This is a genomic window from Paraburkholderia ribeironis, from assembly GCF_900019265.1.
In the GTDB taxonomy this organism is placed as follows: domain Bacteria; phylum Pseudomonadota; class Gammaproteobacteria; order Burkholderiales; family Burkholderiaceae; genus Paraburkholderia; species Paraburkholderia ribeironis.
Window position 1 is genome coordinate 1 of sequence record NZ_CYGX02000057.1, and the last position, 14,433, is coordinate 14,433.

The 14,433-nt window shown below is 64.4% G+C and carries 18 protein-coding genes; 7 read left to right on the plus strand and 11 right to left on the minus strand.

All coding sequences use genetic code 11. The features are described from left to right. Window positions 1–100: 100 nt before the first annotated feature. Together BN2475_RS36245 and BN2475_RS23915 are read left to right on the plus strand one after the other, a co-directional pair. Window positions 101–235: a hypothetical protein gene (locus BN2475_RS36245; protein WP_281254264.1), complete on the plus strand. Its 135-nt coding sequence runs from the start codon at window positions 101–103 to the stop codon at window positions 233–235. Window positions 236–312: 77 nt separating this feature from the next. After that, a complete protein-coding gene (locus tag BN2475_RS23915) occupies window positions 313–579 on the plus strand; it encodes a hypothetical protein (RefSeq protein WP_094781958.1) in 267 nt (88 codons plus the stop codon). 70 nt (window positions 580–649) lie between these two features. Here the strand turns inward: BN2475_RS23915 and BN2475_RS23920 are convergent, their stop codons facing one another. From BN2475_RS23920 to BN2475_RS23935, 3 genes are all read right to left on the minus strand, one after another. Beyond that, the gene (locus tag BN2475_RS23920) at window positions 650–1,999 is read right to left on the minus strand and encodes an ATP-binding protein (RefSeq protein ID WP_094781959.1); all 1,350 of its coding nucleotides are present in this window, start codon (window positions 1,997–1,999) and stop codon (window positions 650–652) included. After that, window positions 1,996–2,709: a response regulator gene (locus BN2475_RS23925; RefSeq protein WP_094781960.1), complete on the minus strand. Its 714-nt coding sequence runs from the start codon at window positions 2,707–2,709 to the stop codon at window positions 1,996–1,998. The genes BN2475_RS23920 and BN2475_RS23925 overlap by 4 nt, the downstream gene beginning before the upstream one ends. A gap of 307 nt (window positions 2,710–3,016) precedes the next feature. Continuing rightward, complete coding sequence (locus tag BN2475_RS23935) at window positions 3,017–3,310, minus strand: EF-hand domain-containing protein (RefSeq protein WP_094781962.1); 294 nt, start codon at window positions 3,308–3,310, stop codon at window positions 3,017–3,019. Between the two features lie 373 nt (window positions 3,311–3,683). Between BN2475_RS23935 and BN2475_RS23940 the strand changes: the two genes are divergently transcribed. Beyond that, the gene (locus BN2475_RS23940) at window positions 3,684–4,025 is read left to right on the plus strand and encodes a hypothetical protein (RefSeq protein ID WP_094781963.1); all 342 of its coding nucleotides are present in this window, start codon (window positions 3,684–3,686) and stop codon (window positions 4,023–4,025) included. Between the two features lie 130 nt (window positions 4,026–4,155). Here the strand turns inward: BN2475_RS23940 and BN2475_RS23945 are convergent, their stop codons facing one another. The 5 genes from BN2475_RS23945 to BN2475_RS23965 form a co-directional block, all read right to left on the minus strand. Next, complete coding sequence (locus BN2475_RS23945; RefSeq protein WP_094781964.1) at window positions 4,156–4,587, minus strand: DUF6691 family protein; 432 nt, start codon at window positions 4,585–4,587, stop codon at window positions 4,156–4,158. A gap of 1 nt (window position 4,588) precedes the next feature. Next, window positions 4,589–5,023 carry a YeeE/YedE family protein gene (locus BN2475_RS23950; protein WP_094781965.1) on the minus strand — a complete coding sequence of 145 codons (435 nt, stop codon included), beginning with the start codon at window positions 5,021–5,023 and terminating at the stop codon, window positions 4,589–4,591. Then, on the minus strand, window positions 5,017–5,355 hold the full coding sequence (locus BN2475_RS23955) for an ArsR/SmtB family transcription factor (protein WP_094781966.1): 339 nt from the start codon (window positions 5,353–5,355) through the stop codon (window positions 5,017–5,019). The genes BN2475_RS23950 and BN2475_RS23955 overlap by 7 nt, the downstream gene beginning before the upstream one ends. 78 nt (window positions 5,356–5,433) lie before the next feature. Continuing rightward, window positions 5,434–5,643 (minus strand): hypothetical protein, encoded by a 210-nt coding sequence (locus BN2475_RS35060; RefSeq protein ID WP_094781967.1) that lies wholly within the window; start codon window positions 5,641–5,643, stop codon window positions 5,434–5,436. A gap of 69 nt (window positions 5,644–5,712) precedes the next feature. Continuing rightward, the gene (locus tag BN2475_RS23965) at window positions 5,713–6,963 is read right to left on the minus strand and encodes an arsenic transporter (RefSeq protein ID WP_094781968.1); all 1,251 of its coding nucleotides are present in this window, start codon (window positions 6,961–6,963) and stop codon (window positions 5,713–5,715) included. 405 nt (window positions 6,964–7,368) lie between these two features. Between BN2475_RS23965 and BN2475_RS23970 the strand changes: the two genes are divergently transcribed. From BN2475_RS23970 to dinB, 4 genes are all read left to right on the plus strand, one after another. After that, window positions 7,369–7,923 (plus strand): cytochrome b, encoded by a 555-nt coding sequence (locus BN2475_RS23970; protein WP_094781969.1) that lies wholly within the window; start codon window positions 7,369–7,371, stop codon window positions 7,921–7,923. A 117-nt stretch (window positions 7,924–8,040) separates the two neighbouring features. Continuing rightward, a complete protein-coding gene (locus tag BN2475_RS23975; protein WP_174642022.1) occupies window positions 8,041–8,628 on the plus strand; it encodes a YceI family protein in 588 nt (195 codons plus the stop codon). A gap of 49 nt (window positions 8,629–8,677) precedes the next feature. Further along, a complete protein-coding gene (locus BN2475_RS23980; protein ID WP_094781970.1) occupies window positions 8,678–9,256 on the plus strand; it encodes a YceI family protein in 579 nt (192 codons plus the stop codon). Between the two features lie 316 nt (window positions 9,257–9,572). Beyond that, a complete protein-coding gene (gene dinB / locus BN2475_RS23985) occupies window positions 9,573–10,739 on the plus strand; it encodes a DNA polymerase IV (protein WP_094781971.1) in 1,167 nt (388 codons plus the stop codon). Here dinB and BN2475_RS23990 read toward each other — a convergent pair. From BN2475_RS23990 to BN2475_RS24000, 3 genes are all read right to left on the minus strand, one after another. Further along, the gene (locus BN2475_RS23990; RefSeq protein ID WP_094781972.1) at window positions 10,706–12,157 is read right to left on the minus strand and encodes a heavy metal sensor histidine kinase; all 1,452 of its coding nucleotides are present in this window, start codon (window positions 12,155–12,157) and stop codon (window positions 10,706–10,708) included. The genes dinB and BN2475_RS23990 overlap by 34 nt on opposite strands. Beyond that, entirely contained in the window at window positions 12,154–12,840 is a 687-nt protein-coding gene (locus tag BN2475_RS23995) for a heavy metal response regulator transcription factor (RefSeq protein ID WP_094781973.1), read from the minus strand. The genes BN2475_RS23990 and BN2475_RS23995 overlap by 4 nt, the downstream gene beginning before the upstream one ends. Window positions 12,841–12,917: 77 nt before the next feature. Further along, window positions 12,918–14,420, minus strand: coding sequence for an efflux transporter outer membrane subunit (locus BN2475_RS24000; protein ID WP_094782005.1), 1,503 nt, complete (start codon window positions 14,418–14,420; stop codon window positions 12,918–12,920). Window positions 14,421–14,433 lie beyond the last annotated feature (13 nt).

The window sequence follows — 14,433 nt, forward strand, 5'->3', positions numbered from 1 at the left end:
TTAATCAGCGTTTCCTTAGCGCGCATGCCCCGGCGGATCACTTCCGACTTCATGTCGCGCTTTCCATCCTGCTATCGACAATGCGGCTTATATTGATGTTATGGAGCTCCTGCATCAACGCGCTTACCCGATCAGCGCGATTGCCGCGTTCGTGCTGGCGATGCTGGCGATCTTCGCGGTGGGACTGCTGGTCGGCGCGGCCCGCGCCGCGCGGCCGCAACCGCTCCGGGTATGATGCCGGGCGCGCGCCCCTATCGGATCGGCCGTCGCCGTCGCTCCTTATGCCGCACTTTTCCAGTCGCGAGAACCATCATGCCCGCCCAACACGATGAAGCTTCCACCACCAACGCCACGCCGGCCGAGACAAAGCGCAAGACGCTGTCGATTACGACACGCAATCTTCTGATGGTCGTCGTCGGTGTCGTGGTGTTCGCGATCGTCGCGAGCGTCGTGCTCTATAGCACGGTCATGTATGGCGACGAGATTCCCAACTTCGGCATCATCCTGATGCTGACCGTGCCGGTGATCGCGGGCGTGGCGTTCCGCGTCGGCCTGGATGCGTGGCTGGATCGCGAGTGAACGTCGCGGGTAGCGTCCTGACGACGCCCGGCGGCGTACCCGTGAATCGATCATCGCGGTGAATCGCGCCTTAAGCGGACCTCACCGGCAACACCACCCACACCTCCAGCCCGCCGCCCTCACGCGCATGAAACTGCATGCTGCCGCCATGCAGCCGCGCAATCCGGTCGACGATCGACAACCCCAGACCCGTGCCGCCGCTATGCGAACGCGCATTGCGACCGCGCTGGAACGGCGCCTTCAGTTGCTCCAGTTCCTGCACCGACAGACCTGTGCCCCGATCGCAGACCGCGATCGTCACCGCGTCGCCGCTCGCCCAGGTGCGCACGGCGAGTCCAGTGCCGCCGTACACGATCGCGTTCTGCATCAGGTTCATCAGCAGCCGCATCATGCTGATCGGGCGGTAAGCGAGCGCCGGGAGCTTCGCGAGCGACAGCTCGAACTCATGCCCGAGTCCCGCGAAATCACCCGCGAGCCGTTCGATCAGCGCGTTCAGATCGCCAGGCTGCGCGGCCTCGCGTGCGCCGCTGCCCGCGTAATCCATGAACTGCTGCAGGATCGACTCGATCTGGTCCAGATACGACTCGGCGGCGACCACGAAGCTGCTGTCGCTGCCATCCGGCATCGCCATCGCCATCGACAGGCGCAGCTTGGTCAGCGGCGTGCGGATGTCGTGCGAGATGCCGGCCAGCATCAATGCGCGCGTCGCGTCGGCTTCCTGCAACGCGTGCGTCATCTGATTGAAAGCGCGGCTCACCGCGGCGATTTCGGTGGGTCCGTCAGTCGGCAACGGCGCGGGCGTTTCGCCGGCGCTCACACGGCGCGCCGCCCGCGTCAGTTCTTCCAGCGGCTCGTTCAGGTGCAGCTGGATCGCGTAGCCAGCCAACGCGGCCAGCGCGGCCAGACCGAGCGACAGAAAAATCGCCGCTTCGAGTCCGTTGCCCTGCGCGTCCTCGGGGATCGGCATCGCGATCCAGTACGGCGCTTGCGGCGCATCGGGCGGCGCGTGCATGCGAATCCACAGGCGCTGCCCGCTCTCGGTTTGCCACTGCGTCAGCATGTCGGCGGGCAGATGCTCGCGCAAGCTGTCGATAAACACACGGCGTTGATACGTGCGATAGGCGCGCCAGAGATTCGGCGCGGGCGTCTTGAGAGCCTCGGCAGGCAGTTGCGCGCGAGCGTCGAGCCGCGCCGTCAGGTTGGCGCGTGCGCCGGGCGGCGTCGATGCCAACAGACTGTCGAGCGTGGTCACATAGGTGGCGAACACGGCCGCCGCGCGCTCGACGCGCGGCCGCTGCACGTAATGCAGCAACACGCCGAGCGCGCACACCTGGCTCAGCATCACGAGCACGATCAGCAACGCGATGTTGCGCGCGAGCAGCGTTCTCGGCAGCAACCTTCGCAGCAGCGCGCGACTCATGGCTCGACATCGGCGACCAGCATGTAGCCGACGCCCCACACGGTCTTGATGAAGCGCGGCTTGGACGGATCGTCCTCGATGATCTGCCGCAGGCGCAACACCTGCACGTCGATGCTGCGATCGAGCGCATCATGCTCGCGGCCCCGTGCGCGCGCCAGCAAGTTGTCGCGGCTCACTGGCCGGTTCGGCGACGACGCGAGCGCAACCAGCAGCAGCATCTGCGCCGAATGAATTTCCTGCGGCGTACCGGCGCGCGTGAGCTGTTGCCTCGCGACGTCGAGCGTGAAGTCGCCGAAGCGCACGCTTTGCGAAGTCACCGTGACATCGCCCGAGGCGATCTTCTGGCGGCGCAGCAGCGCGTTGATCCGAGCCACCAGTTCGCGCGGCAGGAACGGCTTGGCGAGGTAGTCATCGGCGCCGGTTTCGAGGCCGGCCACGCGGTCGAGCGGATCGCCCTTGGCGGTCAGCATCAGGATCGGCAAGGTCTGGCCCTGCGTGCGCAAACGGGCGCAGATCTCGAGACCGTCTTCCGCGCCGATCATCAGATCGAGCACCAGCAGATCGAACGGCTCGCGCTCCAGGTAGCGGTCCAGACGTTTGCTGTCCTCGGCGGCTCGCACGTCGAAGCCGTGGCCACGCAAGAAGCGCAGCAGCATGTTGCGCAGTTCGACTTCGTCGTCGAGCACGATGATTTTGGCGGGGCGATCCATGCGATAGCTCCTCGGTTCAGGCATCGGGGCGGCGCGTCGGGCGGCGTTTCACGCGCCGCATGCCGTTCGGACCGACGCTGCGACGACATGTGCAGCGTCGGAATGAACGGCACGGCGATGCAGATGGAAGCGAGCATCCCAGAAAATACCGCAATCCCGAGCGAACGTCGCGCCTCGCAGTGTGCAGGTCGCGATCACGGCCAGCAGCGCCATGCGAATCGGGCTGAACACGCGCTGCAGTTCGGGCCGCCGCGCGATGCTCGCCATCAGCGAGTCGATGGCGTCCTGCAGCAGACGCCCACTCGGCTCAGTGCGCTGCCGCGCGTTCCTGCATGAATGCCTCGATCTGCGGCAACGTGATGTAGCCGGCCTTCTGCGTATCGATCTCGTCGAAATGTTTGGCCACCATCGGCATGCCGGCCTCTGCCTGTTGAAGGGTGAGCTTACCGTCGCGCGTGGTGTTGGCATTCGAAAAGCGCATCTGCAATTGCTGCACCATGCGGTCCATGCGCTGCGGGTTGACGCCTTGCGGCGCGGCGCTCTGGGCGAACGTGACGGTGGACGCGCAGCACAGCAGCACGGTGGCGAGCAACTTCTTCATGACTGACTCCTTCGATCAGGCCATCGGGCGTCGTCTGCTTATGCCGCGATCCATCTCGATGACAGGCCGAATTCTTGTGGATGCGTCGGACGATGGCAATTGCAGAATCATGTCGACTTATGTCACGGCTGTCACGGCTGTTCGCGAGCGTTCGCACCGGTCGTCAGCGGCGTTCCCTTAGGCAACGCGCAGCATGCGCTTCAAACATACGGGTGCGTTCGCGCGCCCGCACGCCGCTGCATGGTGACATCGAATGAAATGAGTTTGTCGTTCCGCTCTGGCGGCGACTTGCGTATCTTTCGACTGCCGGCGCGGCCAGCACTACATGCACCCTATGCACCACATGCGCCGCCCACCACTTCAGGAGTCCAAAATGACTATTCGCTTCGTCTGCGCGTCTGCCTTTACCGCTATCGGTCTCGCCTGTTCATCGACCGCCTTCGCGAGGGTCGTCGTGTATATGCCAGCGGCCGTGGTCTACGCGCCGCCGCCGCGGCCGGTGTATTACGCGGTGCCGGTCAGTCCGGTGTATGTGACGGCGCCCCCGCCTATCGCCGCTCCGCTGGCGGTGCCGGTCGCGGCAACCACCACCGTGCCGCCGATGAAACCCGTTCCCGCGCCCACTGCTGCGGTTGTATCGCCGCCGCCCAACTACGCCGTCGTGCCGGCTCCCGCCGTGGTCTACGCGCAGCCGGTCATGATGGCACCGCGCTAGGCGCGCGTCCCGTCTTCGGTCTGCTGCCGGGGACCACACAGTTCGCAGTCGAAAGACCCGAAGGTGCTACGTCAGTCGACCTTTGTCCGGGTGGTTCTATCGACGGGCCTGGCGCTGCCGCAGTACCCGCTTACGCGCGTTGCGTGGCCGACATCGCCCGCTCGACGAGTTCGAACACGGCCATGCCCGCCACCATCGCCGCCACGAAGCCGACCGCCTTCGGGTAGCCCGCGCCGAGCGCAACCAGCGCGGGACCCGGGCAGAAACCGGCCAGACCCCAGCCGATGCCAAACGCGGCGCTGCCGAAAATCAGCCTCGGCGTGATGGTCGTGCTCGTCGGCAGTTGCATCGGCAATCCGAGCACTGAGCTCTTGCGGCGTCGGACGACGAAAAACGCCAACGAGCCGATCGCAATGGCGCCAGCCATCACGAAGGCCAGCGACGGATCCCAGCGGCCGGCGAGGTCGAGAAAACCCAGCACCTTGGCCGGATTGGCCATGCCGGAAACCATCAGGCCCAAGCCGAAAAGCAGGCCAGCGAGCAACGCGGTAATTGCTGCCATGTCACCCTCCAATCATGTGTCGTTGCACGAAAACAGTCAGGAACCCCGCCGCCATGAAGGTCGCGGTTGCGGCCAGCGAGCGGATGGACCCGCGCGAGAGGCCACACACGCCATGACCGCTGGTGCAGCCGCTGGCGTAGCGCGTGCCGATTCCGACCAGGAATCCGGCGACCAGGATTTCGCTCCAGCCCGCCTCGATATCCGCGGTTGCGGGCATGCCCGCGAGACTTGCCATGACGGGCGCACCGATCAGACCCGCGAGAAAGGCGATGCGCCAGCCGATGTCGTTGCGCGGCCAGCTCAGCAAGCCGCCGAAGATGCCACTGATGCCAGCGATGCGGCCGTTGGCCTGCACGAGCACGGCGGCGGCCAGGCCGATGACGAGTCCCCCCGTCAACGACAGACCGGGCGTGAAATGCGCGAGGTCAATCAGCATGATTCGTCCTCCGAAGGATTGACGCAGAACTGTTGATAAAGAACGGCCATGACTGCAAGCGCCTGTGGGCTTGCCACCGAATAGAAGATGTTTTTACCTTCGCGGCGCGTCGTTACGAGGTCGCTTTCACGGAGCACGCCCAACTGTTGGGAAAGCGTCGGCTGCCGGATGCCGAGCTGCTCCTCCAACTCGCCAACGGACAGCTCCGCTTGGGAAAGCTGGCACATGAGCAGCAGGCGGTCCGGATTGGCGAGCACCTTCAGCAGTGCGCACGCGTTCGAGGCGGCGGCCTGCATCGTGGCGAGATCGAAGGTTGGAGATCGCGGGCTCATAAGCTACCTACAATTTACATGGCGATAGTTTATTATTAAATATAATGTTTGACAAACGAATGTTTGCGTCCAGGCGCGTTAGCGGTATCGCTTGCTCACACTGAACTGCGCGTCGATGTTGCCGGCGCAGTGCGCACACGTCGCACGGCTCGAAACGATGCTGCGCGCTGTGGGCGGATCGGACAGAACCTTCTGCGCTGGAGCGCCGCAAGCTTGGACGGCAACGCGGACATGACGCTTGTGGGCAACGTCATCGGCGCGGCGGCGCTGGCGGCGCTGCTCGATCATGCCGCCATCGCTGCGGAGATCACCGGTAATCGCCAGGTCACTTCATCAGTGCAGACGCGTGTGGTCCGCTCAACCGGTGAGAATCCGCGCGCCGAGTGCCAGCACGAGCGCAGGCACCATCACGAGCACGCCGACTTTCAGGAACTTCATGAAGCTCACGTCTTCGCCTTCGCGGCGAATCGCGTTGAGCCAGAGGATCGTCGCGAGTGAGCCGGTGATCGACAGGTTCGGGCCGAGATCAACGCCAATCAGCAGCGCATCGATCACCCGCTCAGGACTGTGCGCCTGCATCACCGTTGAACTGGCGATCAAGCCGGCCGGCAGGTTGTTCATCAGATTGCTGCCGAACGCGATGAACGCGCCGGCCCAACCCGCCGTCGCCACTTCGTTATGTTCGGTGGCCTGGCGCAATATCGTGGCCAGCGTCGTAATGACACCCGTGTGATCGAGCATCTCGACCATCACGAACAACGCGGCGACCAGCGGCAGCACGCTCCATGAAATTTCCCGGATCATCGGCAACGGCGATTTGCGCTCCAGGATCAGCACCATCAGCGCAGTCAGTGTGCCCAGTATCGCGGTGGGCAGGCCGAGCGCGATGTCGTACGCGGAGACGGTCAGCAACACGCCCGCCGTCACCGCGATGCCCGCGAGCGCGATACGCCCGCTCGACGACAATTCGACCGCTTCGAGATTCGACTCGCAAATGCCGGCGAGCGCGTCACGCTGGGTCCAACGCAACATCACGTAAGTCGCGACGATCGACAGCAACGACGGCAACGTAAAGCGCAGCATCCACGCGCCGAGCGCCGGCGTGTGATTGCCATACAGCACGATGTTGGCCGGGTTCGAAATCGGCAGCACGAAGCTCGCGGCGTTGGCGACGAACGCGCAGATGAACAGCAACGGCAGCGGCGGCGTCTTCGCTTTTTTGGCGGCGGCGAACACGGCCGGCGTGAGGACGACCGCGGTCGCATCATTGGAAAGAAACGCGGTGATCACCACGCCGACCAGATATATCAGCACGAACAGCCTGCGCGGCGAACTGCGCGCATGATTGACCGCGAGCACGGCAACCCAGTCGAACAGACCTTCGCGGCGGCCGACTTCAGAGAGCAGCATCATGCCGAACAGGAACAGATAGACGTCGGTGCCTTTGCCGATCGCCTCGATCGCCAGATGCATCGGCAACAGCCCGAGTAACACCAGCAGCAGCGCACCGGCGACGGCCCACACGGCTTCGGGCCATTTGAACGGCCGGGTGATCACGCCAGCCGTGGCAATAGCGGCAATGCCCCAGGGCAGGAAAACGGAATTCACAGCATCAGTCCAGAAATATGGGTTGCGCGCGAGCGCGCCAAGGTCATGCGCCAGCCACGATGATTCGATGCCGCACGAGCCGGAGAGCGCAGGCCGCAGGTCCGCGCCCGCGTCGAAACGATTGCATGCATGCTCATCCCAGCCGATTCACGGCCATCATGCAGTCGCGCCCGTTGTCCGGCAAATGCGCGCCGGGCGCGACGAAGTACTTTCCACTGCTATTCATGAGTCGCCGTCCTGATTACGATTTAGCCCGCAAATTACCACAATGTTGTGGTATTTGAATCACATTGACGTCACCGCGACAACAATCTGTTCCCGTTTGCCCGCCTATTCAGTTTTAATTGGCCTCCATACTATCCGCATTCACAGGCGAAACCTCGCCATCAACCCACGCGAAAAACAATGCCATCACGTCCTTCCAGTTCCCAACGCTATAACGGCGGCGCCATTGCACTGCACTGGCTGATCGCGGCGCTGATCATCGGCGGCTTTTATATCGGCTGGATCATGACCGATATCCCCGGCTTCACACCCACCAAGCTGAAGTACTTCTCCTGGCACAAGTGGATCGGCGTGACCGTTTTCGTGCTCGCGATGATCCGCGTGCTGTGGCGCGCCACCCACCGCGCGCCGCCGCTCGACGACGCGACGCCCGCATGGCAGAGGGCCGCTGCCCATCTGGTGCACGGCGTGCTGTATCTGCTGATGCTGGCGATTCCGTTGTCCGGCTACTTCTATAGCTCCGCGGCAGGCATCCAGGTGGTGTACCTCGGCGTCGTGCCGCTGCCGACGATCATTGGCCCGGATCAGGCGCTCAAGGCCATGCTGCGCACAGTCCACGTGCTGCTCAATTACACGCTGCTGACGCTGGTCGCGATGCACGTGCTGGCAGCGCTCAAGCATCAGTTCGTCGACCGCGACGGTCTGCTCGCCCGGATGGTGCCGTTCGTCAAATAGTCAAATAGTCAAATAGCGGCGGTCACGATCAACCCACTGCGTGGCCGGCGATTGGCTACGACCTGTTGGCAATCTAATTCCTCGCGGTGCGCAATCAACGCACGCGGTTTCGATAGGATGCGTACCATCATGAAATCGATCACTCTTCAATCCATTCATCGCGCGACGCTGACCGGTGTCGCCGCCCTTTCACTATTCGGCGCCAGCCTCGCGCATGCCGACGTCGACCTGAGCAAAAGCAGCGTCATCGCGACGACGAAGCAGATGAACGTGCCGGTCGACGGCAAGTTCAGGAAGTTCTCGGCGCAGGTGAATTTCGATCCCGCCAAACCGACCGCCGGCAGTGCCAACGTGTCGATCGATACCGGCAGCTACGACCTCGGCGCCGACGACTACAACAAACAGGCGCAAGGCAAGGAATGGTTCGACAGCGCGGCCTGGCCCGCCGCGACCTTCGTCTCGAGCGCGATCGTGCCGGCCGGGGGCAACCAGTACCGGATCACCGGCAAGCTCACGATCAAGGGCAAGTCGCAAACCGTGGTGGTGCCGGTCGTCATCGCCAGCCAGGGCGCCACGCAAACTTTCGACGGCTCGTTGCCGATCAAACGCACGCAGTTCGATGTCGGCACCGGCGAATGGAAAGATACTTCGGTCGTCGCCGACGAAGTCGTCATCAAATTTCACCTCGTCGCTTCGAAGAAGTAATACAGCAACACCGAAGCCTCACACCACTGTCTGAAAACTGGAGTACAACTTGAAGAAACCATTTTTGCTCGCCGCGGGCGCACTGGCTGCTGCATTGTCGTTCAACGCGATGGCTGCCGATACGTATCAGCTCGATCCGACCCACACGTACCCGAGCTTCGAGGCCGACCACTTCGGCGGCATGTCGATCTGGCGCGGCAAGTTCACGAAGAGCAGCGGCACGGTGGTGCTGGATCGCATGGCGAAGACCGGCACCGTGGACGTGACGATCGACATGAGCCCGGTGGATATCGGCAATGACAAGCTCAACACGGAACTGGTAGGCGACAAGTTCTTCGACACCGCGAAGTACCCGACCGCCACCTACAAGGGCACGCAGATTCGCTTCGACGGCGACAAGCCGGTGGAAGTGATCGGCACGCTGACGATGCACGGCGTCACCAAGCCGGTCAATCTGAAGATCGAATCGTTCAAGTGCTTCCAGCACCCGATGCTCAAGCGCGAAGTATGCGGCACGGAATCGACCGCGACGTTCAATCGTGACGATTTCGGCATCGACTTCGGCAAGGCTTACGGCTTCAAGATGGCGACCACGCTGCACATTCAGGCTGAAGGCATCAAGCAGTAATTGCGGCTACTTGCCCTTCGTGCGTGCCGCCCGTCGGCGGGCGGCACGCACGAGAACGCAATACGCTGAAGACACGTCTGCACCTGGGTAACCATCCAACAATCCAGTGTTGCAGATTGGCGTGAACTGCCGCATTTGAGCGGCTTCCAGACACCCCCCATCGCACTCGCCATCCGCACCCCGCGCGGCGCAGCAAGGTACTATAACGGTTTCGCCAACCGCACAGCGGCCCCGCATCGAGCACACAACAGACGCATCGAACAACGCGTCAGCCGTCGTTACCGCGTTCCGCTTCTGTCATCCGTCCGCGCCACTCATGAGTGCTTCCGTCCGCCGTATCGCGCATCTCGACATGGACGCGTTCTACGCGTCCGTCGAACTATTGCGCTATCCGGAACTACGCGGCCATGCGGTAGTGATCGGCGGCGGGCGCAATGCCGCGCCGCAAACGCTCGAGGACGGCAGCCGCCGGTTTGCGAAGTTGCGCGACTACGCGGGCCGCGGCGTCGTCACCACGTCCACCTACGAAGCGCGCGCGCTCGGCGTGTTCTCGGCGATGGGCATGATGAAAGCGGCCGCGCTCGCGCCCGACGCGATCCTGCTGCCCACCGACTTCGACTCGTACCGCCACTACTCGCGCCTGTTCAAGGCGGCGGTCGCGACCTTCACGGACCGCATCGAAGACCGCGGCATCGACGAAATCTATATCGACCTCACCGATCTGCCGGGCGAGCCGCGCGACATCGCCGCGCGCATCAAGCAGGCCGTCAATCTCGCGGCCGGCCTCACCTGCTCGATCTGCGTGGCGCCGAACAAGCTGCTCGCGAAGATCGGCTCCGAGCTCGACAAGCCCGACGGCCTCACGATCCTCACGCCGGCCGACGTGCCGCTGCGCGTCTGGCCGCTGCCGGTGCGCAAGGTCAACGGAATCGGCCCGAAGGCCGCGGAAAAACTGACGGCGCTCGGTCTGGCCACGGTCGGCGATCTGGCGGCGGCGGACGCGGGACTGTTGCAGGACAACTTCGGGCGCAGCTACTCGGCCTGGCTCATGCAGGTCGCCCAGGGCCACGACGAGCGGCCGGTGGTGGTCGAATCGGAGCCCAAGTCGATGAGCCGCGAGACCACCTTCGAACGCGATCTGCATCCACGTCACGACCGCCCTGCGCTGTCCAGCTCGTTTACCGGCCTGTGCGTGCGGGTCGCGGAAGATCTCGTGCGCAAGGGCTATGTGGGCCGGACCGTCGGCATCAAGCTGCGCTACGACGACTTCCGCACGGTCACGCGCGACCTGACACTGGATGAGCCGACCGCCGACGCCGCCGAAATCCGGCGCGCGGCGACCGAATGTCTGCGGCGCGTGGAATTGAATCGCAAGTTGCGGCTGCTCGGCGTGCGCGTGAGCGCATTGACGCCGGCCAACGCGCAGGTGCCGAAGCAGCGTCTACCGGTTCAGGCCGACTTGCCTTTTGCCAGCGACGAGTAGCCGCCCTCGGCGGTCACGCCCGCATTGGCGCGCACCGTCGGCGAGCCGCTGCCGAACTGCGACGCCGCGACCGAAAATGCAAACGTGTTGATTCCTAGCGCGCTGTTCGCCGATACGGTGCCGCGATGCATCTCCGCAATCGCCTTCACGATCGCCAGACCCAGCCCGTGGTTTTCGCGGCTATTGGTGCGCGAGACTTCCGCGCGATAGAAGCGGTCGAACAGATGCGCGAGGATGTCCGGCGCGATCGGCTCGCCGGGGTTGGCCACCGCGACGCGCATCTGATCGTCGTCGGGCGCGATCGTCACGCTGATCGTCGCGCCCGGCTCGCAGTGCTGAATCGCGTTCATCAGCAGATTGGTGCACGCGCGGCCGAACAGCGAACGGTTCACGCGCGCCCGCGCGTCGCCGTGCAATTTCGCATGCACGCGCGCTTCTTCGAGCGGAATCTCGAGAAACTCCAGCGTATGCGCGACTTCCGCGGCCAGCGACACTTCGACGAGCCCGGTCGCGCGCTCGCCCTGATCGGCGCGAGCAAGGAACAGCATGTCGTTGATGATTGCGCGCATACGCTCGAACTCTTCGAGATTCGATTGCAGCGTATGGCGCAGATCGTCGACCGAGCGGTTGCGCGTCAACGCCACTTCGGTCTGGCCGATCAGGATCGTCACCGGCGTGCGCAACTCATGCGCGACGTCCGCGTTGAACGATTCGAGGCGGCCATACGCGGCGTCCAGACGTTCGAGGGCGCCGTTGAACGAGTTGGCCAGATCGTTCAGTTCGAGCGGCAACGCCGCGGTGTTCAATCGTTGCGAACGATTGTTCGGGCTCACCGCGGACGCGTCGCGCGTGAGGCGCGTGAGCGGCGCGAGGCCAATGCGCGCCACCGAATAGCTGAGCAGCAGCACGGCCAGACTGCCCAATGCGGACAGCGCGGCGAGCGCCGAGCCGAACACGCGCATCGTGCGCACATTCGGCGAATAGCTCGCGGCCACCTGCAATTGCACTGGCGGACGCGCGGCGTTGGCCGGCAGCGTCACCGTGGCAGTCAGCATGTCCTGGCCACCGCCGGCCGGGCTCACGCGTGCGTAACCGTCGGGCCAGCTATTCACGATCGTCCCTTCGACCGGCTTGCCGTACTGGAAATACGGGTCCGCGCTCGCCACCGAATACATCGTGCTGCCGTCGTGCGGCGTCATGTCGGTGAGTTTCTCGCGGGCCATGCGCCACTTTTCCGGCGTCACCGCGTGATAGACGATGATGCGCGCGATCTGCGTGCGATCGTCGAGCGACTCGCGCAGGTGATGTTCGAGCTGCGTGCGCAGAATCAGAAAGAGCCCGGTGCCGACCAGCGTGAACACGAACAGCGCGACGAGCGCGAACATCATCGCAAGGCGGCGGGCGATCGACCGGTTCATGATGACTCCGCCTCTTCGCGCACTTCCAGCACGTAGCCCATGCCGCGCACGGTGTGCAGCAGCTTCGACGGGAACGGACCGTCGAGCTTCGCGCGCAATCGTTTGATCGCGGTTTCGACCACGTTGGTATGGCTGTCGAAATTGACGTCCCAGACCAGTTCGGTAATCGCCGTCTTCGACAGAATGTCGCCTTGCCTGCGCGCGAGCACGCTGAGCAGCTGGAATTCCTTCGCGGTCAGTTCGAGGCGTACGCCGTCGCGGGTCGCGCGCCGCCCGATCAGGTCGACGAACAGATCGCCGACGGAAATCAGCGTCGACTCCTGCGAACGGGTGCGGCGCGCCAGCGCGTGCAGCCGCTCCACTAGCTCGAGAAATGAAAAGGGTTTGGTCAGATAGTCGTCCGCGCCATCGCGCAGGCCGCGCACGCGGTCGTTCACGTGATCGCGGGCGGTCAGCATGATGACCGGCGTCGATTTGCGCATGCGCAGCGCTTTCAGCACGCTGAAGCCATCGCGTTTCGGCAGCATCACGTCGAGGACGATCACGTCGTAATCGAATTCGGTGGCGAGATGCATGCCTTCCTCACCGTCGAGCGCGACGTCGACGACCCAGCCCTGCTCTGTCAAACCGGAGCGCAGGTAGTCCACCACCTTGTGCTCGTCTTCAACAATCAGCAATTTCATGTGCGTCCCCTTGACTGTGCATTATACGAAACGCCTCGAATCTCGCCTGCGTGCGGAGCAGCACGTCGGCGTGCGGATCAGCGCACGGGCGCCAGCGCCTGCTTCGCATCGGTTGGGCGCGCGTCCTGCGGCGCCCTCGCGAACTCCGCGCCGGCCTCCCAGCCACCGCCGAGCGCCTTCACCAGCGCGACCGACAGCGTCATCTGCTGGCCGTGGATCTGCACGTCCTGGCGCTCGCTGTCGAGCAGCGACTGCTGCGCGGTGATCACGTTGAGATACGCGACGAGGCCGCCTGAATAGCGGTCGTTGGCGAGCGACAACAGACGCTGCGCGTCGCTGACCGCCTCATGTGACTGCTTCGCCGCGCCGTCCAGCACCGCCAGGCCGGTGATGCCGTCCTGCACCTGCTGGAACGCGTGGAGCACGGTTTGCCGGTAGGTCGCCTCGGTGGCCTTGTAGCCTTCGCTCGCGTATTGGACGTTGGCGGCGCGCCGCCCGCCGTCGAACAGCACCTGGCCGACCGTTGCGCCGAGCGTCCACATCAGCGTGGGCGCGCTCAGCAGGTTGGCGAACTGCGTGCTCTCCCAGCCAATGCCCGGGCTCAGCGTGAGGCTCGGAAAAAATGCCGCCTTGGCGACGCCGATCTGCGCGTTGGCCGCCGCCATCGCGCGCTCCGCCGACGCGACGTCCGGCCGCCGTTGCAGCACGTCGCTCGGCACGCCAAGAGGGATCGGCGGCGCCTTCGTGTCGAGCACCTTGGGTTCGATCGCGAACTGTGGCGCCGGCACGCCGACCAGTGCGGCGATCGCATGTTCGAACTGCGCGCGCTGATTCAGCAGCAGTTGCGCCTGCACGCGCGTCGCGTCGAGCAGCGACTTCTGCTGCAGCACGTCGAGCCCCGATACCGAGCCGAGATCGTGTTCGGACGTGACGTAGTCGAGCGCTTTCTGCTGCAGCTTTACCGACTGATTCAGCACGTCGATCTCGGCATCGAGTTCGCGCAGCGAGAAATAGTCGGTGGCGAGGTCGGTGGTGAGGACGAGCCGCGCGTTGGCGAGATCGTCCGCCGATTGCTGCGCGGAGGCCGTCGCGCCCTCCACTTCGCGACGTATCCGGCCGAATAGATCGGTGTCGTAGTTGATCGTCGCACCGAGTTGAAGACTGTTCTGCACGGTCGATTCGGTCGGCGTCGCGTAGTTGGTCAATGGCCGGTCGTGCGAGATCCTGAAGCGCGACGCCGACGCGGCGAGGTCGACTTCCGGCACACGTTGCGCGCTGATGTTGGCGAGCGTTGCCCGCGCCTGCGCATAGTGCGCGCTCGCCGCGATCAGCGTCTGATTCTGCGCGAGCGCCTGGGTTTCCAGCGTGGCGAGCGTCGGATCGTCGAAGCCGTTCCACCAGTCCGGCGCAATCGGCGCATGCGACGGCGCGGCCACGCGCCAGAATGAATCGGTCTGCCAGCTGGGCGGCACCTCGGCCTGCGGCCGCTGATAGTCCGGGCCGACCGTGCAGGCAGCCAGCAAGGCTACGCTTGCGGCCACGATCGAGGCCGTACTGGCCGCGCCCGCGAGCGTCGTGATCGCCCGGCATGGA